The sequence below is a fragment of the Hymenobacter mucosus genome (assembly GCF_900188255.1).
GTDB classification, from domain to species: domain Bacteria; phylum Bacteroidota; class Bacteroidia; order Cytophagales; family Hymenobacteraceae; genus Hymenobacter; species Hymenobacter mucosus.
This window is the reverse complement of record NZ_FZNS01000003.1, coordinates 552,700-579,649: the sequence shown is the minus strand read 5'-3', so window position 1 is coordinate 579,649 and position 26,950 is coordinate 552,700. Positions and strand designations below refer to the sequence as shown.

The 26,950-nt window shown below is 56.8% G+C and carries 21 protein-coding genes and 1 tRNA gene; 6 read left to right on the top strand and 16 right to left on the bottom strand.

The window, feature by feature from the left end; all coding sequences use genetic code 11:
* The first annotated feature begins 10 nt into the window (after positions 1–10).
* Entirely contained in the window at positions 11–2,101 is a 2,091-nt protein-coding gene (gene ppk1 / locus CHB83_RS09700; protein ID WP_089332551.1) for a polyphosphate kinase 1, read from the top strand.
* 84 nt (positions 2,102–2,185) lie between these two features.
* On the opposite strand, the gene CHB83_RS09695 is transcribed toward ppk1, so the two are convergent.
* Complete coding sequence (locus CHB83_RS09695) at positions 2,186–3,316, bottom strand: DUF6268 family outer membrane beta-barrel protein (protein ID WP_089332479.1); 1,131 nt, start codon at positions 3,314–3,316, stop codon at positions 2,186–2,188.
* Positions 3,317–3,458: 142 nt separating this feature from the next.
* Positions 3,459–7,364: a BamA/TamA family outer membrane protein gene (locus tag CHB83_RS09690; RefSeq protein ID WP_245855314.1), complete on the bottom strand. Its 3,906-nt coding sequence runs from the start codon at positions 7,362–7,364 to the stop codon at positions 3,459–3,461.
* 247 nt (positions 7,365–7,611) lie between these two features.
* Here CHB83_RS09690 and CHB83_RS09685 point away from each other — a divergent pair, with 247 nt between their 5' ends.
* On the top strand, positions 7,612–8,859 hold the full coding sequence (locus CHB83_RS09685) for a Pycsar system effector family protein (protein ID WP_045690155.1): 1,248 nt from the start codon (positions 7,612–7,614) through the stop codon (positions 8,857–8,859).
* Between the two features lie 79 nt (positions 8,860–8,938).
* Here CHB83_RS09685 and CHB83_RS09680 read toward each other — a convergent pair whose 3' ends face one another.
* A complete protein-coding gene (locus CHB83_RS09680; protein ID WP_089332477.1) occupies positions 8,939–10,102 on the bottom strand; it encodes a DUF2652 domain-containing protein in 1,164 nt (387 codons plus the stop codon).
* Between the two features lie 135 nt (positions 10,103–10,237).
* Here CHB83_RS09680 and CHB83_RS09675 point away from each other — a divergent pair.
* Positions 10,238–10,309, top strand: a tRNA-Arg gene (locus CHB83_RS09675).
* A gap of 104 nt (positions 10,310–10,413) precedes the next feature.
* On the opposite strand, the gene CHB83_RS09670 is transcribed toward CHB83_RS09675, so the two are convergent.
* Positions 10,414–11,067 (bottom strand): response regulator, encoded by a 654-nt coding sequence (locus tag CHB83_RS09670; protein WP_045690156.1) that lies wholly within the window; start codon positions 11,065–11,067, stop codon positions 10,414–10,416.
* 430 nt (positions 11,068–11,497) lie between these two features.
* Here CHB83_RS09670 and CHB83_RS09665 point away from each other — a divergent pair, with 430 nt between their 5' ends.
* Positions 11,498–11,872, top strand: coding sequence for an STAS domain-containing protein (locus CHB83_RS09665; protein ID WP_089332476.1), 375 nt, complete (start codon positions 11,498–11,500; stop codon positions 11,870–11,872).
* Between the two features lie 11 nt (positions 11,873–11,883).
* Here the strand turns inward: CHB83_RS09665 and CHB83_RS09660 are convergent, their stop codons facing one another.
* Positions 11,884–12,573, bottom strand: a complete 690-nt coding sequence (locus CHB83_RS09660; protein WP_245855313.1) for a DUF1345 domain-containing protein — start codon at positions 12,571–12,573, stop codon at positions 11,884–11,886.
* A 341-nt stretch (positions 12,574–12,914) separates the two neighbouring features.
* On the opposite strand from CHB83_RS09660, the gene CHB83_RS09655 reads away from it, so the two are divergent.
* Entirely contained in the window at positions 12,915–14,402 is a 1,488-nt protein-coding gene (locus CHB83_RS09655; RefSeq protein WP_089332474.1) for a nicotinate phosphoribosyltransferase, read from the top strand.
* A 54-nt stretch (positions 14,403–14,456) separates the two neighbouring features.
* On the opposite strand, the gene CHB83_RS09650 is transcribed toward CHB83_RS09655, so the two are convergent.
* Both CHB83_RS09650 and CHB83_RS09645 read right to left on the bottom strand, forming a co-directional pair.
* Positions 14,457–15,128, bottom strand: coding sequence for a hypothetical protein (locus CHB83_RS09650; protein ID WP_143437085.1), 672 nt, complete (start codon positions 15,126–15,128; stop codon positions 14,457–14,459).
* A 7-nt stretch (positions 15,129–15,135) separates the two neighbouring features.
* Positions 15,136–15,669, bottom strand: a complete 534-nt coding sequence (locus CHB83_RS09645; RefSeq protein WP_089332472.1) for a DUF4240 domain-containing protein — start codon at positions 15,667–15,669, stop codon at positions 15,136–15,138.
* Positions 15,670–15,845: 176 nt separating this feature from the next.
* On the opposite strand from CHB83_RS09645, the gene CHB83_RS09640 reads away from it, so the two are divergent.
* Positions 15,846–16,055, top strand: a complete 210-nt coding sequence (locus CHB83_RS09640; RefSeq protein WP_045690407.1) for a heavy-metal-associated domain-containing protein — start codon at positions 15,846–15,848, stop codon at positions 16,053–16,055.
* Between the two features lie 59 nt (positions 16,056–16,114).
* Here CHB83_RS09640 and CHB83_RS09635 read toward each other — a convergent pair whose 3' ends face one another.
* The 9 genes from CHB83_RS09635 to CHB83_RS09595 form a co-directional block, all read right to left on the bottom strand.
* Positions 16,115–16,426, bottom strand: a complete 312-nt coding sequence (locus CHB83_RS09635; RefSeq protein ID WP_089332471.1) for a hypothetical protein — start codon at positions 16,424–16,426, stop codon at positions 16,115–16,117.
* Between the two features lie 16 nt (positions 16,427–16,442).
* A complete protein-coding gene (locus CHB83_RS09630; RefSeq protein ID WP_089332470.1) occupies positions 16,443–17,549 on the bottom strand; it encodes an AIR synthase-related protein in 1,107 nt (368 codons plus the stop codon).
* Between the two features lie 202 nt (positions 17,550–17,751).
* A complete protein-coding gene (purF, locus tag CHB83_RS09625) occupies positions 17,752–19,260 on the bottom strand; it encodes an amidophosphoribosyltransferase (RefSeq protein WP_045688882.1) in 1,509 nt (502 codons plus the stop codon).
* Between the two features lie 106 nt (positions 19,261–19,366).
* Positions 19,367–20,128, bottom strand: coding sequence for a phosphoribosylglycinamide formyltransferase (gene purN, locus CHB83_RS09620; protein ID WP_089332469.1), 762 nt, complete (start codon positions 20,126–20,128; stop codon positions 19,367–19,369).
* A complete protein-coding gene (gene purD / locus CHB83_RS09615) occupies positions 20,067–21,350 on the bottom strand; it encodes a phosphoribosylamine--glycine ligase (RefSeq protein WP_218823167.1) in 1,284 nt (427 codons plus the stop codon). Before purD ends, purN begins: the two co-directional genes overlap by 62 nt.
* 29 nt (positions 21,351–21,379) lie before the next feature.
* A complete protein-coding gene (locus tag CHB83_RS09610) occupies positions 21,380–21,763 on the bottom strand; it encodes a nuclear transport factor 2 family protein (RefSeq protein WP_089332467.1) in 384 nt (127 codons plus the stop codon).
* Between the two features lie 90 nt (positions 21,764–21,853).
* Complete coding sequence (locus tag CHB83_RS09605; RefSeq protein ID WP_089332466.1) at positions 21,854–22,786, bottom strand: phosphoribosylaminoimidazolesuccinocarboxamide synthase; 933 nt, start codon at positions 22,784–22,786, stop codon at positions 21,854–21,856.
* A gap of 46 nt (positions 22,787–22,832) precedes the next feature.
* A complete protein-coding gene (locus CHB83_RS09600) occupies positions 22,833–23,870 on the bottom strand; it encodes a phosphoribosylformylglycinamidine synthase subunit PurQ (RefSeq protein ID WP_089332465.1) in 1,038 nt (345 codons plus the stop codon).
* Positions 23,871–23,872: 2 nt separating this feature from the next.
* Positions 23,873–26,902, bottom strand: a complete 3,030-nt coding sequence (locus tag CHB83_RS09595) for a phosphoribosylformylglycinamidine synthase subunit PurL (RefSeq protein WP_089332464.1) — start codon at positions 26,900–26,902, stop codon at positions 23,873–23,875.
* Positions 26,903–26,950: the final 48 nt, after the last annotated feature.

Here is a 26,950-nt window from a genome sequence, read left to right as displayed (position 1 = left end):
TCTCACCCAAATGGAAGACATTAAACCGGCCACCCCCCAACTACTCAACCGCGAACTAAGCTGGCTTGCCTTCAACCGCCGTGTGCTGCAGGAGGCCCAAACCCCAGCCGTACCGCTCTTGGAGCGGCTGAAGTTTCTGGCCATTTTTTCGAGCAACCTCGACGAGTATTTTAAGGTGCGCGTGGCTACGCTGCGGCGCCTGGTAAAGCTCAAGAAGAAAACCCTGGCTAAGCTAGGAGAAGACCCTGCCGAGCAGCTTAGCGCCTTGCTAGCGGAGGTAGGCCGCCAGCAGCAGGAATTTGGCGACACGTTTCGGAACCAGATTCTGCCGGAGCTGCGCGAACAGCACATCCACCTGATATCTGAGCACGACCTGAACGAGGAACAGCGAGCGTGGGTGCAGCAGTACTTCCGCGACAACGTACAAGACTTGCTTTCGCCCGTGATTTTGGACGACAACTTGCACCACTTGTTCCTGCGCGACCAAAGCGTGTACCTCACCGTCTACCTCACCCACCCCGTAGACAAGAAAAAGCACGACGAAGAGCGCGTACTAGCTATTGAGCTCCCCACCAAACGCCACGGTGGTCGTTTTGTGCAACTTCCCGCTCAAGGCGAGGACCGCTACGTGATGTTCCTGGACGACGTGATTCGGTGCTGCGCCCATGAGCTATTCCCGAAGTATAAGAAGGTGCAGGTGCACGCTATTAAGCTCTCGCGCGACGCTGAACTAGACATTCAGGAGGAGGTATCGGGCAATATGCTCGCCAAGATTAAGAGCAGCTTGCAGAAGCGCGAAACTGGCTACCCTGCCCGCCTGCTCTACGACCCCGCCATGCCCAAGGAGGTACTACGGGCCGTGATGCAGAAAACGGGCATTGGCAAAGATGAGCTAGTAGAGGGAAGCCGGTACCACAATTTCCGTGACTTCTTTGGCTTCCCTGATCTGGGCCTTCCGCATCTGAAGTACGAGCCCCAGCCTGAGCTGCCCCATCCTACCCTGCCACGCAGCGGCAAGATGCTACCAGCCATTGCCGAGCGCGACCACCTGCTTCACCTCCCTTACCAGAGCTTCGACTACGTAACGCGCCTGATTACGGAAGCGGCGCAGGACCCTCAGGTTAGCAGCGTCAGCATTACCCTGTACCGCGTAGCGGGCAAGAGCGAGGTAGCCAAAGCCCTGCTGAAAGCAGCCAAAAACGGCAAGCAAGTGACGGTGGTAGTGGAGCTGAAAGCCCGCTTTGATGAAGAGAGCAATATGTTCTGGGCGGAGAAGCTTCAGAAGGCGGGTGCCAACGTCATCTTCGGTATTCCGGATTTGAAAGTGCACAGCAAGCTGCTCCTCATCACGCGTGCCGAGGAAGGCCAAAACAAGCTCTACGCCTATCTCAGCACCGGTAACTTCAATGAGGTAACCAGCGGCATCTACGCCGACCACGGCGTCTTTACGGCCCGCCCGGAACTCACGCGTGAGGTAGCAGAAGTATTTCGCTACTTCCAAGACCGCCAAGACAAAACTGGGCAGTTTGAGCACCTACTGGTAGCTCCTTTCGAGCTTCGCGAGAAGCTCAACGCTCTCATCGACCACGAAATCAAGCTGGCGCAGAAAGGCAAGGACGCGTACATCATTCTCAAGCTAAATGCCCTGCAAGATGAGCGCATGATCTTGAAACTCTACGAGGCTAGCCAAGCCGGGGTGCGCGTGGAGCTACTCATCCGGGGCATTTCTTGCCTGGTGCCAGACCTACCCGGCCAAAGCGAGAACATCAGCCAGCGTGGCATGGTGGACCGTTACCTGGAACACGCACGTGTATACGTGTTCGGCAACGGGGGCGAGGAAAAAGTGTACGTAGCATCGTCCGACTGGATGGCTCGCAACTTGGACCGCCGCGTGGAGGTAGCCTTCCCCATTTTGCAGGATGACTTACGCGCCGAGGTTCGCTACTTGCTAGATCTGCAACGCCAAGACAATGTCAAGTCGCGCGACTTCCACAACCGCTTTATTGGTCAAGAAGACGTGGAGGCCGGTAGGGTTCAGGCCCAGTTGGAAACGTACCAATACCTCAAGAAGATAGCAACTGCCAAGAAGCGCAAGAAGTAAGCGCCAACAATAAAGAAGAAGGCCGCAACTAGGTAGTTGCGGCCTTCTTCTTTATTGTCGGATCACGAAGCCACAGGCTGCCGCCTACTTGTTCACTGTTTTCTTCAAGAACTTACGCGGCGGCACTATAAATACCTCTAGCGAAGCGTAGGGGGCACCCGCCATCTTGCTGTCGATGATTTTCACCCGGTTATCATTGGTGCGGTCAAAGGCGTCGAAGGCGTAGTTGTAGCGGTAGCCGCCTTCCACCCCAAACCATAGGAAGTCGTAGATCTCTCGCTCCCAACGGCCGCGGAACTTCACTTCCGTTTCGCGCAGCTCCAATGTGCGCAGGTCGATGCCCTTTTCGCGACGCAGTGGCTGCCGCAGCTTGATGATGTAGTTCAGGCCGTCAACTGAATACCCCGCAAAGAACAAGGACTTGGGCGAAGCATTGTAGCGCATAGTCACGCGGGCTGGGAAGATGGCCTCTACGCCCCAACGGTCGTTGAAGGTGCGGTTGTAGAGCACGGCTGGGTAAATGCTTTGCCGCCCGAAGGTATACCCTAGCTGCACCCCCACACCCCAGGAAAACGTTGGGCTTCGCTTCCAGCCGTACAGAAATTCAGAAGATACCCGCAAGTAATCCCGTACGCTCAGCTCAGAAGAGGTATAGTCACCGCTCAGTTCTCCTTTCAACCGGAAAATGTACCAGTTGACGGCATTCACCGGCCGGATGATGGCGAGCTGGGCACCGAGTGTTTTCAGCCCTTTGTCTTCAATGTTATCATACAGCTCGTAGCCGGTAGGGTACTGCTTGAACTTAAACTCCTCGCGCTCATAGTTGATACCAAGCAGCATTTTGAGGTGAGGACGGTTCCAGAACGGAATGTAGCCTTTCACCACCAAGCGGGCGTTTTTCTCAGCCTGCGACTTGTAATCATTTAACCCCACGGCTTTACCATCCGACGATATGTTGAAGCGCGGCATGCGCTCATAGTGGAAGATAAGGCCCTTGCTGGGGCCCATGCCAATCACAGAAGGCGTGGCAAATTCCTGAGCGGCGCCCACTTGGTCGGCGGCGGCGGTGTCGGTGGCAACAGGTGCTGGCGGTGGGTAAACTGGGGGCGTGGTAGGCGTTATCTGAGCTTGGGCAACTGCCACAGTACCCATTGCTACTGCAGTAGTTATGAGGGGCTGCCGCAGTCGGCGCAAAAGAGGGAAAAATGGCGTCATACGACAGAAAACAAGACCGGGATAAAAGACGAAAAGACGTCAGGCTAGCCTTAACGTCTTTTCGAAAAAAAGGATGAGGTTGAGCAGCAATCGAAGAATGAAAGGTTCATTACCCTTTTTCTCCTCCGGTCTGCTACGGTGGTTAGAACAGGAAGTCGAAGCCCACGAACACCAGGTTTTCTTCACCTACCGAGTACGTGGCATTGATAACAGCTTGCTTCAGAATGTCGGCCCACACGCCACCACCTACGGCCGTATGGAAGGCCCGAATGCCATTGCGTGTATCGTACTGCGAGTACACCCGGGCGGCATCGGCCAGGCCCATGATACCGAACTTGCCGGGTACAAGGTAAGCGTTGAAGGTGAACAGCTGAATCCGTACCTCCGCATTGGCGTACACCGACGAGCGACCGGCAAAGCGCGTGCGCCGGTAGCCGCGTAGGTTGGTAGTACCGCCCAGCGTGTTAGCCTGGTAGAAGCGGTAGTCGCCTAGGTTACGATTGGCCCCAATGCGGCCTGCCCACGTTAGCTGGAAGGGGAAGTTTGGGGAGAGGTAGAAGCGGGCTTCGGTAGCCAAGCGGCCGTAGCTGAGCTTTTCTCCGTTGAGCTGGTAGTTGTACTCCGCCGAGTTGTAGAGACGCAAGCCAATGCGAGGGTTCTTCGGGGAAGAAGACGCGTCCAGATTCAAATAGGCTTTACCACCGAGGTAGCGGTTCAGGCCAAAATCGGAGCTGCGAATACCTACCGCAGCGTCGCTTACGCCATTGTTGTTCTCATCAAGGCCGCGTTCAATTTCGCTACCAATCTGGCTCCGGTCGATGCGCACTTGGTCGTACTGCGGACCAAAACCAAATTTTAAGAAGCTGAATACATCCTTTTCCAACATAGGCGCCACATACAAGCGCGAGAAACGAATGCGGTACGTGTCGTTGATGTCGCGGGCACGGGTGTCTCTATCATCTGCTAGAATGTTACGCGTGTCGTTGCCCAGGCCAAAGTAGTTGTACAGCAGCTGCGGGCCGTACAGTTGGGCATTTACGCGCAGATCCAGCTTGCCAAATAAGTCTACAAAGTGCCCGAGGTAGCGCACATTGTAGGCGCTCTGCGAAGGCGAGTAGTTAGCGGCCAAGCTTTGCTCAGTGGCGTAGGGTGCCTTGCGGAAACCATACGTACGGTACACTATCCCACCACCGAAGAAGAGGCGGTCATCAACGTTGTACCCAAAGTAGGCCGTAGGGCCAAAGTAGTTAAGCGTGTAGTCCTTGCGGTCAGTGCGAGTGTGCACGTCATAACGGCTCACGTCGATACCGGGCTCTAAGCGTAGGCGTGCGTCCTTACCTGCCGAGATAACGTTGCTGGTGTCGGCATCATAAATCTGCAGCTTATGGCTGATACCCGATACGCTGGAGCGGTTCGTGATGCTGTCCTTGTCGGTACCACCGATGAGGCGCACTTTCGGGCCGCTTTTCACGTCGCCTTTCAGCTCGTAAATGTCCTCGCCAGCAAAGCCGTAAAGACGAATCTCCTTGGTCACTTTGTTGTCGAAGGTGCGGTCAAAGAGGATTTTGGTTAGCTCGCCTTCCTTGTTGATTTTCTGCACCGTTACGTGCGTCTTGTTATCGGGCAGGCGCTCTACTACAAACTTCTCGCGCTTTTTGGAGCCTTTCACTTCCGTTACCTTGCTGAGTACTTCGTAGTAATCGGCGGCTACTTGGGGCAGCAGGTCACGGCGGTTTTTCAGCTTGGCAATAATTTCGGGGCCGTGCAGCTTGTAGATCTGCTCGGGCCACCGCTCCCGGAAAGCTTTCTCGATGATATCATCGGTAAGAGCGGCCTTCATTTCTTCGGCCTGCTTCACCCAATCTTCCTTGGTCACGGAAGAGAGGTACACCCGGTCGTTGCTGAGTGCCGTTAGGTTCAGGCCTCTCCAGTCGGCGTAGTCTTCGCCGAAGTTCTGAAAGTTGCGAATGGCCCACTTGCGCGAAGCCAGGTAGGGGAAAATACCGTCACCCTTGAAGAAGGCAATGTCACGGTCTTCTGGTACAGCCGTAAATTTCCGGTCGCCGTCCTTATCTTTTTTCTCGGCCCAGCGCCACTGGTCTTCGTGCCGGTCCCAGTCGCCAATCCACATGTCGAAGAGGCGGGAGCGAGCAAAGGCTTTTTCGTTGACGCGGTTGTCGTTGTCGTCGGTGATGCGCTCAAACACCTTATCAGTGCCCACTAGGTTCTTGGCGTTGCCCAACGACTCCACGTTGCTTTGGTCGTCCTTGGCATCTTCCTCAATAGCACCCGGCGTGTTGGCGAAGCGCGGCAAGTACTGGCCCAGCAAGGGGTCTTGCGGGATGTAGCGCAACTCAGGGTTGGTGTGCAGAATGCCGGCCGCCGTACCCAATGGGGGCAGCACCAGAGCACCATAAGGATGCTGCGCCGAAATCTGATCCTGCAAAATGTCGGCGGCGGCACCTTCGCGCAGAGCCTCGGGCAGTACCGCCGAAGGATCCTTGTTGAGGCTGCGAATGGTGAAGTTGCGCCCTTCTTCATTGCGCACTTTCAGAGAAGCGGTTTGCTTGCCCCCTCCAATTTTGTAAGGGGTAAGGCCGCCCTTCTCCGTGGCCAAGTCCAGCACCGGGAACTTCACGGGCGTAGCCCACTCTTCGCGGTAGTGCTTACCAAAAAACAGCTTGTGGATGCCGCTACGGTCGAGGTAGTTGGGGTTTACCGCTACCGTAACTGTGCTGTCGCGGAAGTTGGGGCGGTTGCCCACGAATCCGCTGCTGGTACTATCCTTGGCAGTAGCACCACTTTCCTGGGCGTAAAGTGCCGCGCGGAACACCCGGCGGCCTGTTTCGCCTTGGCCTTCCGGAATAAAGTATTCTACCCAAGCCTCGCCGTTATCGTAGTAGTTGACGCGAGCAAACCCCTTCTCTTTGTCGGAGAAAAGGGCGTCGCCCCCATTGCCGGGCTTCACGTGCTGAGTTTTGCAGCCCGAGCCGCTGACGATGTGGTTCAGGTTGCCTTCCTTGAAAAACTGCAGATTATGCTCGTGACCCGCGGCGTACACCACATTGGGGTACTTCTGGAAAATTTCCAGCATGCCCTTCTTATACGCTTGGTAAAGCGGGTGGGCAATATCTTGACTTACGCCACCATACTTCCGTGCAAACGGGTAAATGCTACCAATGACGGGTAGCGGAATAAAGGCGTATTTATAAACGATGGACAGCGGGAAGAAATGGTCACCCAAGGTGAAGTAGCCCCCGTGGATACCATCAGAAAACAGCGGGTGGTGCGCTACCACCATGATGTTCTTGCCTTTGTTGCGGGCAATAATATCCTCTAGCTGCACAAAGAAGTCCGTCTCATTGGCTACTCCGCAGCCACTGTTCGAGCCGTAAGGCCGTTCGCCGTTGGTTTGCAGAAACCACTGCGAGTTCACCCCAATCATTACCACATCATCCTGCAAGCGCACCTCAAACGGGCCGGGGCACGCGTCGCGCGGAATAAAGAAGTCGCCGGTGTACGCAAAGGCCGCCGAGTCCTTTGTCATATAATTTTCTACGAAGCGCTGCTGGCGGTTCACTTGGTCTACGCCGCCTCGTAAACCCTGCTTCCAGTCGTGATTGCCCGGAATCATGTATTTCTCGCCGGCGTAGTTGCGCAGAATATCGAGCTGGTCAGTGATGCGCCGCTCAGATTCTTTGCGGTCGTAGGCACCTTCCTCGGGCATACCATACTCGTAGATGTTGTCGCCGAGATAAATGGTTGTGCTCTTAGCTCCGGCCGCCATAATTTGCTTGCGCAGGTAGTTCAGTGACGGCTCCCCCCCCTGCTCGCTCGCAATGGGCTTACCCACGTCACCAATCAGGAAAATGGTGTAGCGAATGCGCGAACTATCGGGCGGAGTAGTTGATTCCCACTTTTCGCCCCCGCTGCGATAATTGGGGCGCGTTGGATGGGGCGTTTGGACAGGCTTTTGCGCTAAGGCTGGGTGCAATGTGCCACCAGCTAACAGCAACATCAGGCCATAGGATGAAAAACGTCTTCTCATACAGAGAGGCAGAATACGAAAGAGCTTTGTACCGGCGGGGTTCCGCGAGCTATCAGAGAGCAGGTTATGAAAAATACGGTAAACTTACCGAGCGTACACAATGTTGCGGGAGCAAAAGAGGACGTGCCTGCCCTACGCAATTTCATCTGCTTCGGTTCAGTGCCTCCTCTGTAAAACCTGAACTGCTCAGTTGCGTTCTAATTCGAGCTGGACTTTTTGGCCCTGCTATTCTTTTATTTCCCGCCGCATGGAAACTCTCCCGACGTTCCCGCCCGCCAAAACGAAGGCGGAGATTATTAAGCAAGCCAAGGCCCACATCACGGCACTGTTCGAGGAAAAACTTCCTCCCGGATTGGTATACCATTCGCTCAAGCATACGGCTACCGTTGTGAAGGAAGCGCGCGCCCTGGGCGAAGCGGCTGGCCTTTCCGAAGCCGACCAGGAAGCCTTGGTGCTAGCCGCCTGGTTTCACGACGCTGGCTACGTAGACGTATATGACGGGCACGAGTACCGCAGCATGGAGCGGGCCGAGCAGTGGCTAAGCCAGCAGGGCTACCCCGCCGAGCGCATTGCCGTCATCAAAGACACGATTCGGGCCACGCACCGCAATGAGTCGCGCGATACGCCTTTGCAGCAGCTGCTTGTGGATGCCGACATGAGCAACCTGGGCCGCGAAGATTTTTTGGCTAATGCCGAGCTGCTCCGCGCCGAGTGGGAAACAATGCTGGGCAAGACCTACACCAATGTGGAGTGGGCCGAAAGCCAGCTTGATTTCTTAATCGGCTCAAAGTACTACACCGACGCCGCCAAAACCCGCTACGCCGAGCAGTACAAAGCCAACGTGCAGGACCAGCGCGATAAGCTGAAAAAGACCGAGAAAAAGAAAAAGAAGAAGAAAGAGGAGGCCGAAGGTACGTTTGCAGAGCCGAAGCGGGGTATCGAGACCATGTTCCGCACCATGTATAGCAACCACATGAAGCTCTCGGACATGGCCGACAAGAAGGCGAACATGATGATTTCGCTGAACGCGGTACTCATGTCCTTGATTATCACTTATTTCGGCGCCAAGCTAGGTGGTAAGTCGGCGGCACTGAGCAACGTAGGGCTCCTACGAAACCCGGTGGTATCCATTCCTATGAGCATTCTGCTTATCACGGCGCTGGGCTCGGTCGTAACGGCTATTCTGTGCGCCCAACCCGATGTGACCAGCTTCAAGTGGCTGAAGCGCAGCCCTCAGATTGCGACCAACCGCCGCGTGAACCTGCTGTTCTTCGGTAACTTCAGCAAGCTTAGTCTCGACAACTTCCAGGATGGCATGAATGAAATCATGCGCCAAAAAGATGCCCTGTACACCAATATGATTACGGACATCTACTACCTCGGCGACGTACTCACGCGCAAATACCGACTCCTGCGCCTGAGCTACACCATCTTCATGGTAGGCCTGATTTTGACGGCACTGTCCTTTGGTATCGTTCTGCTATACAAGTCGTAAGCTACTCACGGAGTAGTAAGAAAGAGCGGGCTGCCAGGTGTTCTACACCTGGCAGCCCGCTCTTTCTTTAGGAGGTTGTTTACTTCTTCTCGCATACGGCCGCTAGCCCTTGTAAGGAGCGGCCCAAAAAGCGGTGCATGCGCCGAAGCTGCCCGAACCGGACGAGACGGTGGCGGCTGGCAATATGGCCGTAGCGGAACTCCAACGTAACCAGGCAGTGCTCCAGGTCAACGGTTTCGAGGTAACAAAAGAGCAGCGAATTAGGAAAAAGGCGGAAGTGTGAAATCTTCTCCACGTACTCTAAGCGGTCATCATCGTCTTGAAAGCGCTGCACCGCTTGAAAATCAATCTGCCCTTGGAATACATCCACCTTATAGCTTGTTCCGAGGCGACCTACCTTGGTCACATCGTAGTGCACGGCAGAAGCGCCTTCCATCCAGTGCGGCCGCAAGCGGAAGTTAGTTAGCACGCGCAACACGTAGGGGGCTGAGGCCCGGATGGCCCGCCGCACTTTTATGGCGCACCCGCGGCTAGGCAAGGCGGGGTTGGCATCGGGGGAGTTTAGCAACAGGCGCAAGGGCGAAAGGTGGGCGTAGCGGTAGCCGACCTCCCCGAGGTGCTCATAGAAGGTAGAGCCGTGGAGCAGGCGCGTCCAAGAAAAGCTCCGCGCCAAGTCCTCGGCCGACTGGGTTTGCACGTAACCATCCGACAGCAACACATACTCCGAGCCGGTCACGTTGTTTTTGAGTAGGCGGTGCACCACAATCACGTCGCGCCCCATTAGCTTGGTGTACTCCCGAATTTGGGCCACGCTCACGGCTCCGTAGTGTACAATGATTTTGAGCGTGAGCATCTGTTCGGCCAGTACGGCGCCCAGTTCCGAGCCCGTGTCGCGCTCCACCAGGCGCAAGTAGTTCTGGAAGTCGAGGTAGATGCGGCGGCACTGTTGCACCAGTTCGCGCACCGTGGGCGGCGGCCCTAGGCGGTAGAATAGCACGGCGTCGCCCTGAATCTCGTTTACCTGCAAATCCAGAATGTTGGCTTCAATCAGAATTTCCAGCAGGTCGGCTACCAGATAAGGGGCCTGGGGGCTTTCAGATTCCTCAATAAAGCGCGTAAAGCCGCTTATGTCCGGAATGAACAGTAAGGCCGGCACCATGCCCGTATCGTCCGTTTCGGGTAGGCGCGGGCGGTTAGCCCCAGCGGCTCGGCGGGCGGCGCGCATTTCATCCAGCAAGCCCATGTAGCGAGGGGAGAGGGAATGGGAAGAACAATGAAAATCAGGACCGAAAGGTACACTACCCCCACGTACGGGGAAAGCGCCAATTTGGGCAACCGAGGCTTTCCCCGTAGCTTTGCCAAATCTATAGTCCTACTTGGCTGCGTAGTTCAACGGATAGAATAAGGGTTTCCTAAACTTTAGATGTGGGTTCGATTCCCGCCGCGGCTACTACATCACGAAAGAAACCGACAGCGGGAGTTGGATAAGAGGCCTAGCAAGGCCTGTTTATCCAGCTCCCGCTGTCGGTTTCTGAGCAGCAAAGTGCCGGGCGCTTAGTCAATAAGCCCTTGACTCATAGCGTAGCGAATGAGAGCGGCCGTGTTCTTGGCTTGGGTTTTCTCGATGATGTTTTGGCGGTGGGTTTCAATTGTGCGCTTGCTAGTGAACAGCTTATCGGCTATTTCCGCGTTCGTGAGTCCTTCGCCAATCAAGCGTAGCACTTCCATCTCTCGGCCCGACAGCTCCCCTACTTTGCGGCCAATGATTCCCGCTGTTTCGGGCGTGCCGCGCTGCACTACCTTATTGAGCATGTCGAGCCCAATCTCCGACGACAGGAAAGGCCGCCCCGAGGCTACTACCCGGATGCCGTAAATGATTTCGCTGCTGTCTGCATTTTTGAGTACGTAGCCCAGGGCACCGGCTTGCAGCATTTGGTGCACGTAGTTTTCGTGGTTGAGCATGGACAGAGCCAGCACGCGCACCGTAGGAAACTGCTCCCGCAGAATAGCCATGGTAGCAAAGCCGTCTAGCACGGGCATGTTGATGTCCATCAACACCACGTCGGTGGGGGTAGACTCCAGCAACTCTAGCAAGGCCTGCCCATTGCCGGCTTCTCCACTTACTTCAATTCCGGGCTCATCCGAAAGTAATGCTCGAATTCCATTCCGCAGAATGGCATGATCATCAGCCAGAAGTACTCGAATCATAAAGTGAGGTCTAAAACCAGACACATATCTAACTCATACCCCAGGTACAAAAGACCTAAGAGATTCAGGTAGGGTCGTAAGGTAGTACGTAATTATTCGGGACCGGATATATCCATTTTTTCAGATGGAGCCCGTCTTGAGTTGGCATTATGCTCTTACTGACGAGCTTATCACGTCGGCGGCAGTGCTCAAATGCGCGCATAGGTACACAAAATGTCGGTATAGGTTGCGTAACCCCTCCCACTAAGTGGCAGCACCCGTCTGGTGTTTTTTGCTTCTATGCGCGCTGAAACCTTGATTACCAGACCAGTATTTACCCGACATTGGACAGGATTTTTCCTGGCCAAAACCCGTACTTACACTGTTTTTAATCGTACTCAGGACTCATACATTTACAGTTTTCCGACCTGTTCTTCACTCCAGCCCCACCATGGAAGTGTACCGCGAAATCCTACCCCAGAGCTACCTGCTCATCCTAACCGATACCGACCCTACCGATGCTGGGGCCCCTGCCGCCTCTCTGGCTTATGCCCTGCGCCGGGCCAGCCGTAGCGGCAAATCCAGCATTTGGGTTGATTGTAGCCACCTGCGCCGTTTGCCGCTCTCGGCATTGCGCGTACTGCTGCGCTACTACCGCCGTCTACAACAGCGCAACGTGTCCTTGGTACTATGCCACGTGGGTACGGCTACCCATCAGCTGGCGGCTAAGCTCCCCACCGCAGCCTTTCCGGCGGTATTGCCATCCTTGCTTGATGCGGAGCGCTATTGCAACCGCCGGCAGTCGGCCGTACCGCTAGCAGCCTGAACGCAGCTAGCCTACAGTAGCCCCGCCAATCCACTAATGGTGAGGGCCACAACGGCCGTATTGAACCCAAACGATAACAGCCCATGGAGCAGGCACAGCCGCCGAATACGGCGGCCGGAAATGCTCACATCGGCTGTTTGAGCCGTCATGCCTATCACAAACGAGAAGTAGGCGAAGTCAAGGTAGTCGGGTTCCGGCTCGTTACCTGGAAACTCTAGTCCGCCTACCGAGTGGCCGGCCGCTACCCCATAGAACAGATGCGCGTATCGCAACGTGAACAGCGTGTGCACCAACAGCCACGCCGTAGCTACGCCAGCAATACTTGCTAGCACATGCGGCCATAGTAATGGGTCGGCAGTTTGGCGCATGGAGGCCAGCAGCACAACTACTGCAACCAAGCTCGCCCCGGCAGCCACCAGCACGAAGCCAAACGAGGCGACGCGGCCCGGATCTTCGCGGGTAGCGACGCGCCGAATGTCATGCACATCGGCGGTAAGGATGATGGCCCAGGTAAGCAGTAGCGTGCTCAGCGCAAACCCGTCCCACGCTACTAACAAGCGCAGGAGCAGGGGCCAGGAGCTAGGTATTACCGCGTAGAGCAAGGCCGCCGGTAGTACGCCCAACGCTAATCGTTGCCAAGCTGGCAACTCTGCCACTCGGCGCATAAGGAACCCATCAGGAGTAGAGGAAGAAGCCGCCAAGGTGCCGGGAAAATAGGAAAACGAGTGTACGGTTTAGCTTCGTCTACGGATATTGGCTTGCAGATGCGCTTGCGCTACTTGTTGCTCCGCAAAAGCACCAACCTATACCACTTGCAACAAACCAGGCCTCAAGTTGCTTACGGGGCCTACTACTCTCCTGGGCACTGCAAACGCAGCTAATTAGCTCGCCAGCAAGAAAAGACCAGCAGATCATGCACGGGAACGAGTAAGCTACAGCGAGAAGCTTGGGCAAACTACCAGGGTAGAGGCAGGCATACGGGCATGTGTTTCCATATCGCCCCGAAGACCGTACCTTGGAGACCTCACTGCCTTTTATTTGCATGAACCCTGCTCCCCTATCCGGCCTCTACGCTCCCTCCCTTAGCTTACTCACCGACCTCTACCAGGTTACTATGGCCTACGGCTACTGGCAACAGGGGCTGCAAGACCGAGAAGCGGTATTCCATCTGTACTTCCGCAAGGCGCCCTTTGGCGGCGGCTACGCCGTAGCAGCGGGCCTAGCCTACGCCGTTGACTTGCTCGAGAATCTTCGTTTCTCGGACGACGACCTTGCGTATTTAGGGAGCCTGAAGAGTGCCACCGGAGGAGCTATGTTTCCCCAGGCCTTTCTCGACTACCTACGCGACCTGAAGTTCACCTGTGATGTAGATGCAGTAGCGGAAGGCACCGTTGTATTTGGCAACGAACCCCTGCTACGGGTACAAGGCCCCCTGCTACAGGCGCAGTTGGTAGAAACCGCGCTGCTCACGCTCGTTAATTTTCAGACGCTGATAGCCACCAAGGCATCGCGCATTCGCGAAGCCGCAGGCTCCGACACGGTGCTAGAATTTGGACTGCGCCGCGCCCAGGGCGTTGATGGGGGATTGTCGGCGAGCCGGGCCGCTTACTTGGGCGGGGTTGATGCTACCTCGAACGTCTTGGCCGGTCAGCGCTTCAACATTCCTGTGAAAGGCACCCACGCCCACAGTTGGGTAATGGCCTTTGAGGACGAGCCTACCGCGTTTGCTGCCTATGCCAACGCCTTCCCCGACGATTCTGTGTTCTTGGTAGATACCTACGATACTCTGGAAGGCGTGCGCCATGCCATTAGCGTAGCCCGCGAAATGCGCGCTAACGGTCACGAGTTGGGCGGTATTCGCCTCGACTCCGGCGACCTTGCTTACCTCAGCCGGGAAGCTCGGGCCTTGCTCAATGAAGCTGGGTTTGAGAAGGTCCGCATCGTAGCCAGCAACGACTTAGAGGAGAACCTTATCACCAGCCTTAAGCTACAAGGCGCCCGCATCGACACCTGGGGCATTGGTACCCAACTCGTGACGGCCTACGACCAGCCCGCTCTGGGAGGTGTGTATAAGCTGGCGGCCCTACGCAAACCCGATGATTCGGGCTGGGACTTCACCATCAAACTATCTGAGCAGCTAGCCAAAACCAGCATCCCCGGCATCTTGCAGGTACGCCGTTATGAAAGTGAGAAGGGCCAACCCCGCGCCGACATGCTCTATAACGTAGCCGAGCCCCTACCCGAGCGCCTTACCATCATCGACCCCCTCGACGCTACCCGCCGCCGCTCGGTGCGCCCCGAAGCAGCCTACCGGGAATTGCTGGAACCCATTTTCCGCCGCGGCAAGCTAGTACATCAACTGCCTACTCTAGAGGAAAGCCGCGCCCGCGCCCACCGCGAGGTCCTCAGCCTCGACCCCAGCATCCGCCGCTTCTTAAACCCGCACGTGTATCCCGTAGGCTTAGAAGAAAGTCTCAATACCTTCCGCACCAGCCTAATTCTGGAGAAACGCCCGCTACGGCCAGCGTAGGGCATCCGTATTCACGAAGGCCTGACTGTTATAACAGTCAGGCCTTCGCACTTTTCAATAATTCCCTTGCCAGCCCGTTTCCTCTAATTCTATTTTCAACTGGCTGATTCTTGCTTCCAGCAGCCGCTTTTCTTGCAGATACTGTTTCACTTCCAACACTCCGGCATTACGTTGTTCCAGTAGTGCTTCTAATTGGCGACGGAGTCGCCGCAAGCTCGCGGCTTTTTGGCGCAAAGCGAAGTCAGCCGCCTTTATTTCTCGCACTTCTGCTGACTCTACCGAGGAAGGGTCAGGTACTGTACTAAAGCTGGGAAGCCCCCGTTCTTCAGGTAACACCTGCTGCCCAGTTTGCTGGGTTGGAGCGCGCCGAACAATCTGTCGGAAGGCGGGGGCTGTAATCACGATGTTTCCCTGGTGCGTTTGGATATGCCACTTAGTTTCACCAGTTGCTGAGACTCGACGACTTATATCCTCTATTTCTATCTCTTTACTTAGCCTAATGTCTATATCCATAGACACAAATGATGGCTCGGGAAATACGAGTGTAGCTGGAGCCACTACGAATGAGAAGAAATCGTCTTTATCCAACTGAATCCACTCAAATATGTAGTCAATATCGAAGCTGATATCCTTACCAAATTGTACGGCATATATGCGAGCATCATGCCAGCTCATTTGTTCAAAATCATTCTCTGTCCAAACCCACTTTTCCAACGGATAAGACATAGACATACTACGCTGATCCAAACTTCTTCCAAAGCTTAGGCAGCAACTTCGGCAACTGGCTTTCAGTCCAATCTTCGCCCTTAGTGAACGAATCCGAATCATAATCCAGTCCGCGGGAAGCCGCTATTTCCCTAGGGAAGGTTTCGTCTTCCTCTTCTTTGCCAGTGCGCTTTTGAAAAGCCGTAGTTGCAACTGATAGAAGCTCCTCAAAGTCTTGGTATGGGGCATCAAGGACGGCTGCCAGCGTGTCGGGCTTATCCAGTGCGGCTTTGAAAATGCTTTCCCCTTGCCCAACCAGCCAGCACCGAAAATACAAATAGCTGTCGTCGGACACGTAGCCGTCGAGGATCTTTTGAGCAGCCATAATACCAAAGTCATCGGCCTCAATTAGGCACTCGCACAGAAGGCACTCAAAGTCAATTATCTCTTCGGGCGCGTACTTCTCCAGGCTGCTGATTAGCTCTTTCTCCTGCAGTCCCTGGTCGCCACCCGAAGCCTTTTTGGCTGAATCTATCAATTGCCAGAATTCTTTCTTATCCATTGTGCGTGCTACTAGTGTAGAGCTAAATAAGGCAAAACTCTGCACTCCTCCGACTAAAGCCTGTACCTGCTAGGCCTATAGCAGTAGCTACTTTTGCTCCGTATTCGTTGTACTAGCAACTCACCTGCCGCCGGCCGCTCTCCTAGGCCGCCACTGCGGCCCCAACAATTATAAGCATGTCAACCTTGAAGTTTAAGACCAGCATCAACTGTGGCAACTGCGTGCGCGCCGTTACGCCCTTCCTCGACGCCGAAGCCAGCGTAGAAAAGTGGAACGTGGACACAAATAGCCCCGATAAGATTCTCACGGTGGAAGGCGAGAACCCTATTCCCGAGCTGATTATGAAATCTGTGGCTCAGGCAGGATTCGATATTGAGCCAGCGTGACCTGCGCCGGCTCTAGTAAAAGCAGAGGCCTCCCTGAATTCTCAGGGAGGCCTCTGCTTTTACTGGCTTGAATTATCACCTGTCATACGCTCGATCAAGAAATCGTCCCAGGTTTTGTACAGCTGCGTGTAAGGCCAATTGTTCTGCCCTTCGCGTTTGCCATTCCACGTCAGATGCACTAATGCGTACTCGTATTCAGTATCGAATAGCTGAAACAGTACATCGTCGTTTGCGGCGCTTTTGCCTACGGCTAAAGTCCTGACGCCTTCTAGCAGATGACCAGCACCTATCTCCTTGCGCAGTTCTGCTTCGAAGGCTGGGCCGTCAGGTGGTGGCAACTCAAACCAAAGCTCTAGCCACCTTTGTACCATCTGGCTTGGGCTCCTTCTATTCGTAGCTCAACTCGCCCGCCCCTACCTTCAGCCGGATGCCCGGCTCGGCGGTGATGCGGCCAGCTACTTGCGCTTCGTAGCCCTGAGCTTGCAGGTGAGCAGCCACGGCTTCGGCCTGCGCTTCGTCGGTGACGAGAAGCATGCCGTTCCCCATATTCCAGTAGAGGTAAGCATCGGCGGGGGTAATACCGGCCAGCTCCGTGAGCTTCTGCATAGCGGGCAAGGGCTCAAACAGGTTGGTTAGCTCGGCGCCCACGCCGTTTTTAAGCACACGCTTGAAGTTATCAGCAATACCGCCGCCGGTGATGTGAGCGGCGGCATAGAGCGGCAAGCCAGCATCTAGCACCCGCGCCACGCCGGGCGAGTAAATAAGCGAAGGTGCCAGCAGCACTTCACCCCAGGTATGACCAGCGTTGCCATGAGGCGTAGCATCTAGACCATCGTAAGGGGCCGAGTGCCAATTGTCGCCGAATAGGTTTTGCAACGTACGGCGCGCCAGCGAGAAACCGTTGGAGCGGAAGCTAGGCGAGCGGAGTGCTACTACCGCTTGGCCAGCTTGCACGCCTGCCCCACTTAAGGGGCGCTCTAGGCTGGGGTGGAGGCTGCCGATGGCCGTGGAGCACCAGTTGAAGTTCATTTTAGCGCCCGGCCAGCCGCCAATTCGGTTGCCCAGCTCGGCAATTTCTCCGCCCGTAATGGCTACTTCCGCGAAGTTGCAGGCATCGTGCAGGCCGCGCATCATCTCGTCAATCACCTCGTAGTCGAGGGTATTCACGTCGATGATGTTGCTGAGGTTGGTGGGTACGAAACCGCCGACGATGAGGTCGTCGGCCGTCATGGCTACTAGGTCGTAGCCCAGCGTATCAAACTTTCCTACCCGCTCTGCTACCTCAATCTTGGTCCCAATGCCATCCGAGGAAATACCTAGGCGGGCGTTACCGAAGCGAATTTCGTTGGCAAAACCGCCGTCGAGGTCCTGGGCTGCCTCGCCGGGCTTACCGGCGCGGTTGGCAAAGGTCTTCTTCGACCAAGCGTAAGCGTTGCGGGAGCATTCGTTGCCGAGGTCGATGTCGTAGCCGGCGGGTTTCTGAGAAGATGACATATGAAACGCTAGGGTTAGGCAAGCTAAAAGCTAGTTCCCCCTCTCAGCAGAAGAGGAGCTAGGGGTGGTTAATGTGTTCTAGAACAAAGACTAGAACTAGTCTTTAAAGGATGTTCAACGATTAGTCAACCACCCCTAGTCCCTCCTCCGCTGGGGAAGGCAACTAGCCTTCTAACTTAGTTCTAGACCGTTCTGCATCGGGTTAATGTTCCGTTGGCTCGGGAGCCTTAGCACTCACGGACGGTACCGTGTTGGCGTCGCCTTTTTTGTCGCCACGGTGGCTCTGGCGTTCCTCTTGAATGTGGCGCAGATACTTGGTTACGTCGCCGGTAGGGTACTTGCCCGTGAAGCAAGCAAAGCAGCTGCCGCCGTGGCCCCGATCTTCAGAGAACAGCTCTTGCAAATCCTCTATTGATTGATAGATCACCTTGTCGGCCTCAATGTAGCGGCAGATTTCCTCCTCTGTGTAATTGGCGGCAATCAGCTCGGTGCTCATGGCCATATCAATGCCGTAGATGCACGGCGAAATGATGGGTGGCGCGCTGCTGATGAAGTACACCTCCGCTGCTCCCGCCTCGCGCAGAATACGCACAATGCGGCGGGATGTAGTGCCCCGCACGATGCTGTCATCCACCACGGCAATCTTCTTGCCCGCTACAAACTCCCGGATGGGGTTCAGCTTCTTCTTCACGATGTCCTCGCGGCCGGCCTGGCTGCTCACAATAAAGGAACGGCCCATGTGGTTGTTCTTCACCATGGCCCGGCGGTAGGGCACCCCAATGGCTTCGGCTAGGCCAGAAGCCGAGAAGTATCCCGAAGACGGCACGTCAATCACCATATCGGGCTGAATACCCGAGGCAATGACTTTCTTCGCCAGCATCTTACCCAAGCGCACCCGCTCCCGGGCTACTAGGCGGCCGTGGATGGTAGAGTCTTCGCGGGCAAAGTAAATGTGCTCAAACACGCAAAACGCCTTGGGCTGCGCGTAGGGGTTCTTGTAGTGAACCTTGAAGTCTTTGTCGATGAAGATGGCCTGACCGGGGCCTACGTTCTTAATGAACTCAAACCCGAGGTAGTCGAAGCAGGTGCTTTCGGAGGCGAAAGCGTAGATGGGCCCGTTTTCGGTTTCGCGGCGGCCCAGCACCAGCGGCCGAATGCCCAGCGGGTCGTTGAACGCCAGCAGACCATGCCCGGCAATAACGGTGATGGTAGCATAGGCCCCTTTCACCAGCTCCTGAGTCGTCTCTACAGCGTCGAAGATGTCGATAACCGAGAGGTTGTCGAGGTTCTTTAGGCGAAGCTCCGAAGCAAACGTATACATGATCAGCTCCAAGTCGTTGCTGGTCTTGGGCAGCACGTGGTACTTCTCGTGCAGACGCTTGGCGGCCGAGCGGAAGTTGATAACGTTGCCGTTGTGCACCATGGCCAGCCCAAAGGGGTAGCTGGTGGTAAACGGCTGCGCCAGCTCCGCATCGTTGGAGCCCTGGGTGGTGTAGCGGGCGTGGCCGATACCAATGTTGCCCTTCAGCTTCTTGAGCCGTTTAGGACGGAACACGTCGGAAATCAGACCATTGCCTTTGCAAAGGTGAAAGTTATCGTCGAAGGTGGCTATGCCGGCCGCGTCCTGGCCGCGGTGTTGCAACGCGGTAAGACCGAATACGATGTCGTGGGCAACGTCATCGGGGCCGTAAAAACCTACAATTCCGCACATGGGAAGTATCGAGAAGGGGTAACGAGCAGTGAAAACCCGCTACCGGGATGGTAAGTGTAACACCAACGGGACGTTGGTGCATCGGGAGGTGAGGTGGACAATAGACCTAGCCCCCGGTTGCTTCCCCTTGCGGAGAAGAACTAGCAGAGAAAGGCAGCAGAGGTTCGGGGGTGGTAGGTGAAACAGCTGCCGTAGCGGCCATTTCGGAGGTCGTGGCGGGTAGCTCCCCTCGAATAAGGCGGGCTAACGTATCGGCGTACAAAAAGTGCTCCACGGCTAAACCGCGGCGCTCTACTTCGCTTAGGGTGTCAGCGCCCTGTAGGCCAACGGGGTGCTGCGCAAGAATAGGTCCAGTGTCTAGGCCCTCATCAACCAAATGCACGGTGATTTTGGTTTCCGACAACTGATTTTCGAAAGCCCACTCGTAGGCGTGTAGGCCCTGGTGCTGATGCGTATCGGCGGGATGAATGTTGAGGATGCGCCCGGCAAACGCCCGAATGAACGTGGGCGACAGGATGCGCATGTAGCCGGCCAGCACCACGTAGTCGGGCTGATAGTGGCCCAGCACCTCTACCACCTCGGCGTCGAACTCCACTCGCTTGCGGCCCTGGCTGCTGAGGCTGGCAGTAGGGCAGCCCATGGCCGCTGCGGTTTCTAGACCAGGGGCATCAGGCTTGTTGCTGAACACCACGGCTACTTCGGCCAGGTTCTGCAGTACGCCGTGTTGCACAGCCTGCACCAGGGCTACCATGTTGGAGCCCCGGCCCGACAGCAAAATGGCCAGGCGCTGTTTGCGGATGCTATAATTACCAGTTTCCTGCAAGGGTCGGTTCCGGCCGCTGGCCGATATCGGTACGGATGTACACATCCTTAAATTTAACTCTTTCTGCTTCCCGATACACGTGATTCACAGCATCTTCCAGCTCATTACCGTGGCCTACAAGCACCATTACCCGCCCACCGCTGGTAAGAATTTCACCGTCCTGCTGCCGGGTAGCGCCGTGGAAGGCCAAAATGCTCGGATGCAGTTGGTCTAGGCCAGTAATTGGAAAGCCCGTCGGGAACTGGGCAGCGGGGTAGCCACCCGAAGCCAGTACCACGCCCACATAGTACCCACGGCGCTGGTGCACCACTGTTTGCTGAAGTGTACCATCCAGAGTGGCCTCAATGAGTTCCAGCAGGCTGCTCTCCAGGGCGGGCAGAAGCACTTCTGCTTCTGGGTCGCCGAGGCGCACGTTGTATTCCAGCAGCTTCGGGCCCTGGGGTGTGAGCATGATGCCGAAGTACAGGAAGCCCTTGAAATCGAACTGCTCGTTCTGCAGGCCTAGCAACGTGGGGTCCACAATGCTGGTGCGAATGGCGGCCAGTACATTGTCATCGCAGAATGGCACGGGGCAGTAGGCGCCCATACCGCCGGTGTTGGGTCCTTGGTCGCCGGCTAGCAGTTGCTTGTGGTCCTGCGACGGGGCCAGCAGCCGCACGCGGTTGCCATCCGTGATGCCAATGATGCTCACCTCGGGGCCACTCAACTTTTCTTCCAGCAGGAAGCTAAACCAGCCGGTGTGTTGCTGCTGCAAATCGTCTAAGGCGGCTTGAGCCTCCTCAATGGAAGAGCACACGTACACGCCTTTGCCGGCCGCTAGGCCATCATACTTCACTACTACTTGTCCATCCAGCTCCGTGGCCTTAGCGCGGGCCTCCTCCAGCTTGTCGCTGCGGTACTGCCACGACATGGCCGTTGCTACTCCATGCCGCCGCATGAAGTCTTTGCTCCACACTTTGGAGCTTTCCAACGTCGCGCCGGCCCGGCTGGGGCCAAACACGCGAATATCAGAACCGGCGAAATAGTCCGTCACGCCTGCCGCTAGCGGGGCCTCTGGCCCTACCACAATGAGCTTCACCCCATTGGCTTCGCAGAAGCTCTGGATGGCTGGGAAATCAGTGGCACTGATTTCGGGGTGACTGTTCGGGATGCCGCCGTTGCCGGGCAGTACGTGCACCGTGGCACCGTCGCGGGTCAGCTTCCACGCCATGGCGTGTTCACGGGCTCCGCCGCCGAGAAGTACTATGGTTTTATTGCTGTTGCTCAAAGGAATAGGTAGTTAGGCGTGCGATGCGTCTAGCTGATGTCGTCGATGGAAATAATCAGCCCATCAGCGAACTGAAAAACGGACTTGCCTTGCAGCTGCAGGGTATCACCGGCTTTCAGGCTATTGGGAAAGTCAATGGCGGCAACAGCGGTATAGTCTAGCGACACTTCCACGTGGTTGTCAGCTACTTGCCAATTCGTGACGCGCTGCTCACGCTGGGAGAAGTATTGCAACGCTTGTTGGGCCTGCTGGCGAAAGGCTTCCTTACCAGTCAAGGTTAGGTTTACTTCGCCGTTGGAGACATTGCGGAACACCACATCCTCGTGCAGATAGCGCAGCATGCCGTTCACATCAAAGCGGTTGTACGCTTCGATGTAGTCCTGCACTAGTTGCTTCTGTTTCGCGACGTCCATTGGCTTTTTCTTACAGTGCCCGCAGCTTAGCGTTATCGGGGGTGTATTACCGTGAGGTTGGTGTTGCCGAGGGCATGATCATCGACGAGTTTAGGCATCTTTCATGATACCAGCCTGCACCAGGTTGCCTATGAGGCGGGCCTGTACGTCGCCGCCGGTGGTGGTTTCGGTGGCGGCGGGGAGCGGGGCACCCGTGATACGCTCGTAAATATCGAGGTAGCGGCGGGTGGCTTCGGCGGAAACTTCGGGGGTGAGGGCGCGGGGGTACTGGCCGTCCTGCTTGTTGGCAATCAGCCACTGGCGCACGTACTCCTTATCTATCTGCTCCACGGCCTCGGGGTTCTTGGCGTAGTCCTCCGCGCTCCAAAACCGTGACGAATCGGGCGTGTGGATTTCGTCAATCAGGATCAGCTCCCCATCGAGCAGGCCAAACTCATACTTGGTGTCCACCAAGATGATGCCGCGCTCCGCCATCCACTGGGAGGCAAAGTTGAACAGCTCCAGGGCCTTCACCCGCATCTGCTCGTACAGCTCCGCCGTCACCCAGCCTTCCGACACCAAGTTCTCGGGCGTGATTTCGCGGTCCGACTCCTCCTTGGTGGTCGGCGTTACGATGGGCTCGGGGAACTTCTGGTGCTTGGTCAGGCCATCTGGCACCGTCACGCCCGAGAAGGTACGCTGGCCATTCTGGTAGCCGCGCAGCATAGAGCCCGTGAGGTAGTTGCGCACCACCATCTCCACCCGAATCGGCTCGGCTTCCTTGGCCAGCGTTACGTTCGGGTCGAGCAACGAAATCACGTGGTTCGGGATGATGTGCTGGGTTTTGTCGAACCAGAAAGCAGCCAGCCCATTCAGCACTGCCCCTTTGTGGGCCACCGGCGTTTCCAGCACCGAGTCGAAGGCCGACAGCCGGTCGGTTACCACGATGAGACGCTCACCGGAAGGGGCACGGTATGAGTCGCGGACTTTGCCGCGGTGCAGGAGTTCGAGTTGGGGGGTATCGAAGTGGTTGAGGGTGTTCATACGACGAGTTAGCAGCCGGCACTAGGTCAGCGCAATACGGAGGTGTCTAGGATGAAAACTGGCTGGCTTCCTGAGGAACGGCGGCAGCTTGGCTCTGCACATGCTCCACAATGTTGCGGAACAGGCGTAGGCCATCCCCTTCCTCGCTCAGACCGGGGTTCTGGCGCTTGCGTCGGGCCCAGTCGGGGTGGTTATAGAGGGACAGGAAGGCCTCGGGGTGCGGCATCAGCCCGAATACCTGGCCGGTGGTGTCGGTCAGGCCGGCGCAGTTCAGGTCGGCGCCGTTGGGGTTGTGCGGGTACACGTCCGTCGGCGAGCCGTCGTAATCAGTGTAGGCCAGGCAGTTCAGGGCGCGGGCTTCGATTTCAGCCAAGGTCTCTTCGCCCTTGATAATCAAGCGGCCTTCGCCGTGGCGCACGGGCACTTCCATGCTGTCGATGCCTTTCAGGAAGGGCGAGCTCGACTTAGGGTTGACTTTCAGGCGCACCCACCGGTCCTCGTAACGGCCCGAGGCGTTATGCGTCAGGGTTACTTCGGGCGTTACGTTACCGCTTAGGTTGGGGAGCAGGCCTAGCTTCACCAATACCTGGAAGCCGTTGCAGATGCCCATCACGAACTTGCCGTTGGCAATGAACTGCTTGATATCGTCGAGCAAGGTGCGGCCCTCGGTGTTCTTGCGGTAGCGCAGCTTGTTGGCCAGTACCACACCCGAGCCCAGGTCGTCGCCGAAGCTAAAGCCCCCCGGGAAGTTCAGGATGTCGTAGTCGTGGATGCTGACGTGGCCGTGCAGCACCTGGTTCAGGTGCACGATGGTCGGTTCGGCACCAGCCTGCTTGTAGGCGGCGGCAAACTCCTCTTCGCAGTTGATACCGAAGCCCGTCAGGATGAGGGCACGCACCGGCTGCCGGGCAGCAGTTCCTTGCGTAGAATGGCCTAGGGGCTCAGTGCTTTCGTGGCCGCCATCAATGCTCTTATAACCAAGCACCGTCACCGTTCCATCGGCGTTGGTTTGCGCTGGCCCTGTTTCGTCACGCTGCGGTTTGGGCGGCGAATTCAAATCAGGAAACAATGGTTTCTCATTCATACTTACTGTGCGGTTTCGTGCTGGCCGAAGCCGATGATGCGGTTTACCGGACCGTTGGTCCACTCGTGGCGCAGAGCCGCCGTGCTGGCCGAAAGTACCGTCTGGCCACCGTGGCGTACTGTAAGTTGGCCGTCCTGCGTTACCACGCCAAGGCGGGTAGCACGGGCTCCGAAGTGCTGCTCGAAAGCCACCACATCTTCCGGCGCTACCGTGGCTACGAAGCGGGAGTGCGACTCCGAGAACAGCTGCGCCGACAGGGCTAGGCCAGTAGCGGGCAGCTCTACATCAGCACCAAAGCCATGACCAAACGTGGCTTCGGCCAAGCCAACGGCTAGGCCACCATCCGACAGGTCGTGGCAAGATTGGATGAGGCCTTTTTCGTTGGCCTCGCCCATCAGGGTGTAGAGGGCTTTGGCTTCTTCGAACCGAACCTTAGGCACATTGGCGCCTAGCTCGCCGAAGAGCTGGTAGAACTCCGAGCCGCCCAGTTCGTCATAGGTTTCGCCCAGTAGGTACACCACGTCATCGGCTTGCTTGAAGTCGGAGGTGATGGTGCGACGGACGTCCTCGATTTTGGCGGTCATGGAGTACAGGACCGTGGGCGGAACGGAAATCTTCACGCCGTCAGCCTTGAAGTCGTTCTTCATCGAGTCCTTGCCCGAGGTGAGCGGGATGCAGTAGGCCGCCGTAGCATCGCGCAGGGCCTGGCACATGCGCACCAGCTTGGCTAGCTTGAGCTTGCCATCGGGGTTGGTGGCGGGGTCGTACACCGAGTCGGGTACGCAGAAGTTGTCGTTGACGGACCAGAAGTTACCGTCGCCGTAGCTCAGGTTGGGCAGCTTCCCTCCTACCGCTACAATCTGGCGCACAGCCTCGTCAAACGCCCCGGCCGACATATGGTAGGCGTCCAGGTCGCCAAAGCGTGGCAGAATGCCGTTGCTCACAGCCACGCCTTCCCAGCTCTCGAAGTTGAAGCGCACCACGGCGGCATCCTGTGGAGCTTGGCCGGTAGCGCCCATGAGCGGCTTGATAATCGTGCGGCCCTTCACCTCATGGTCATACTGCCGAATCACCGACTCGCGGGAGCAGATGTTGAGCGAGCCCAATAGGCGGCTCAGCACGTCGGTATAGTCAAGGTCGGCGGGTAGTGCAGGCTCCTGGGCGGTAGGCTGGCTCCACTCGGCTTCCAGTACTTTGCGCGGTACGCCTTCGTGCAAGAAGTGCATGTCGATGCGCGCTACCGACTCGCCATCAAAGCGCACGTCGAGGCGTCCATCCGAGGTGAAGTAGCCAATGTCAGTCAGCTCCACTTCCATCTCCTGGCCTAGGGCCATTAGCTCAGCCATCTTCGCGGGCTCCACAGCCAGCGAGAAACGCTCCTGCGACTCCGACACAAAGATTTCCCAGGGGCGTAGGCCAGGGTACTTCAGCGGTACTTTTTCCAACTCCACCACGGCACCGCCGCTGATGGTAGCTAGCTCACCAATGCTAGAAGACAAGCCACCCGCGCCGTTGTCAGTGCTGCACTTAATGAGGCCGCGGCGGGTAGCCAGGATCAGGAAGTCCATAGCCAGCTTCTGCGTAATCGGAGAGCCAATCTGCACGGCCGTGGCGGGCGAGGTTTCGTCTAGCTCGATAGAGGAGAACGTGGCGCCGTGGATACCGTCTTTGCCCACCCGACCACCGGCCATGATGATGCGGTCCTGGGCGTCAATGTTCTTCTCCCACGAATCGAGGCCGGCCAGTTGCATGGGCATCACGGCGCCGGTGCCGCAGTACACCAGCGGCTTGCCAGCATATCGGTCATCGAACACAATGGCCCCATTCACCGTCGGTACGCCCGACTTGTTGCCACCGTCTTCAATACCCTTGCGCACGCCTTCAAAAATGCGGCGCGGGTGCAGCTGGTTGCTCAGCAAAGTGCCCGAAAACTCGGGGTTGCCAAAGCAGAGCACGTTGGTGTTGAACAGCAGCCGCGCCCCCCCAATGCCGGTAGCCAGCGGGTCTCGGTTGTTGCCCAGGATGCCGGTAATAGCTCCGCCGTAGGGGTCAATGGCAGAGGGCGAATTGTGGGTTTCCACCTTCCACACGAACAACGACTCGGGGTTGATGCGCACGGCACCGGCGTTGTCGCTGAACACTTTAATCAGCCAATCGTTGCCGTTGGCGCGGAGTTGGCGGTCTACCTCAGAGGTAGCGTTTTTGATATAGGTCTTAAACAAGGAATCCACTTCAAACTCCTCGCCGGTGTCCGCATCCTTGTACTTGATAACGGCCGAAAACTCCTTGTGCTTGCAGTGCTCCGACCACGTCTGGGCTATGATTTCCAGCTCGCAATCCGTGGGATCCTGGGGCAGACCAGCAGCCTGGCGCTCCTCGGCAATACTGGTGTAATGGTCGCGCACGGCGCGCATTTCCTCCAGGTTCAGGGCGTAGAGATTGTCTTTCGACAGCTTCAACAGTTCCTCGTCGGAAAGGCCAACCAGCGGCACCGTGTTCGTAATAGATTCGGCCCCACCGCCCGGCCGCGGCGTATAGTCGCGAATCTGGGCTATGGGGCCGACCTCGAAGCGGTTAATCATTTTGTTGCCGAGCAAGTCTTCCGCCAGGCGGCGCAGACTACTCTCCGGCAGCTCGTGCTCCAGGAAGTAGAGCCGTTTGCTGAAGATATGCTGGGTATGGATGTCCAGCGGCTGGTTCAGGAAGTCGCCAAGGGCGTTCTGCGCCGATATACCTTCGTCGTCAGTCACGCCGGGCAGCTTGGCCACCAGGATGTAGCTTTTGTATTCGGAGCCGTGGCGGAACTCGTCGAGGGCCACGTCGTTCAACACTGGGTCCTGGAGGCAGTGGGTGGCGAAGTCGCGCAGTTGCTCGTCGCTCACGGGGTAGCGCACCGTGTAGAGGGCGGTGCTTTGCACCCGGCCGGTAGAGAGGCCTAGGTGACGTTGGGCAGCTTCGGCTACACGTTGGCCCTCGCCATCATGTTGGCCGGGCTTGAGCAGAAGCTGTATGGTTCTTTGGGTAGAGTCCAAAAGGAGAATGGTTATCTATTTTTCGGGTTTCCCACGCTTAGGCGAAGG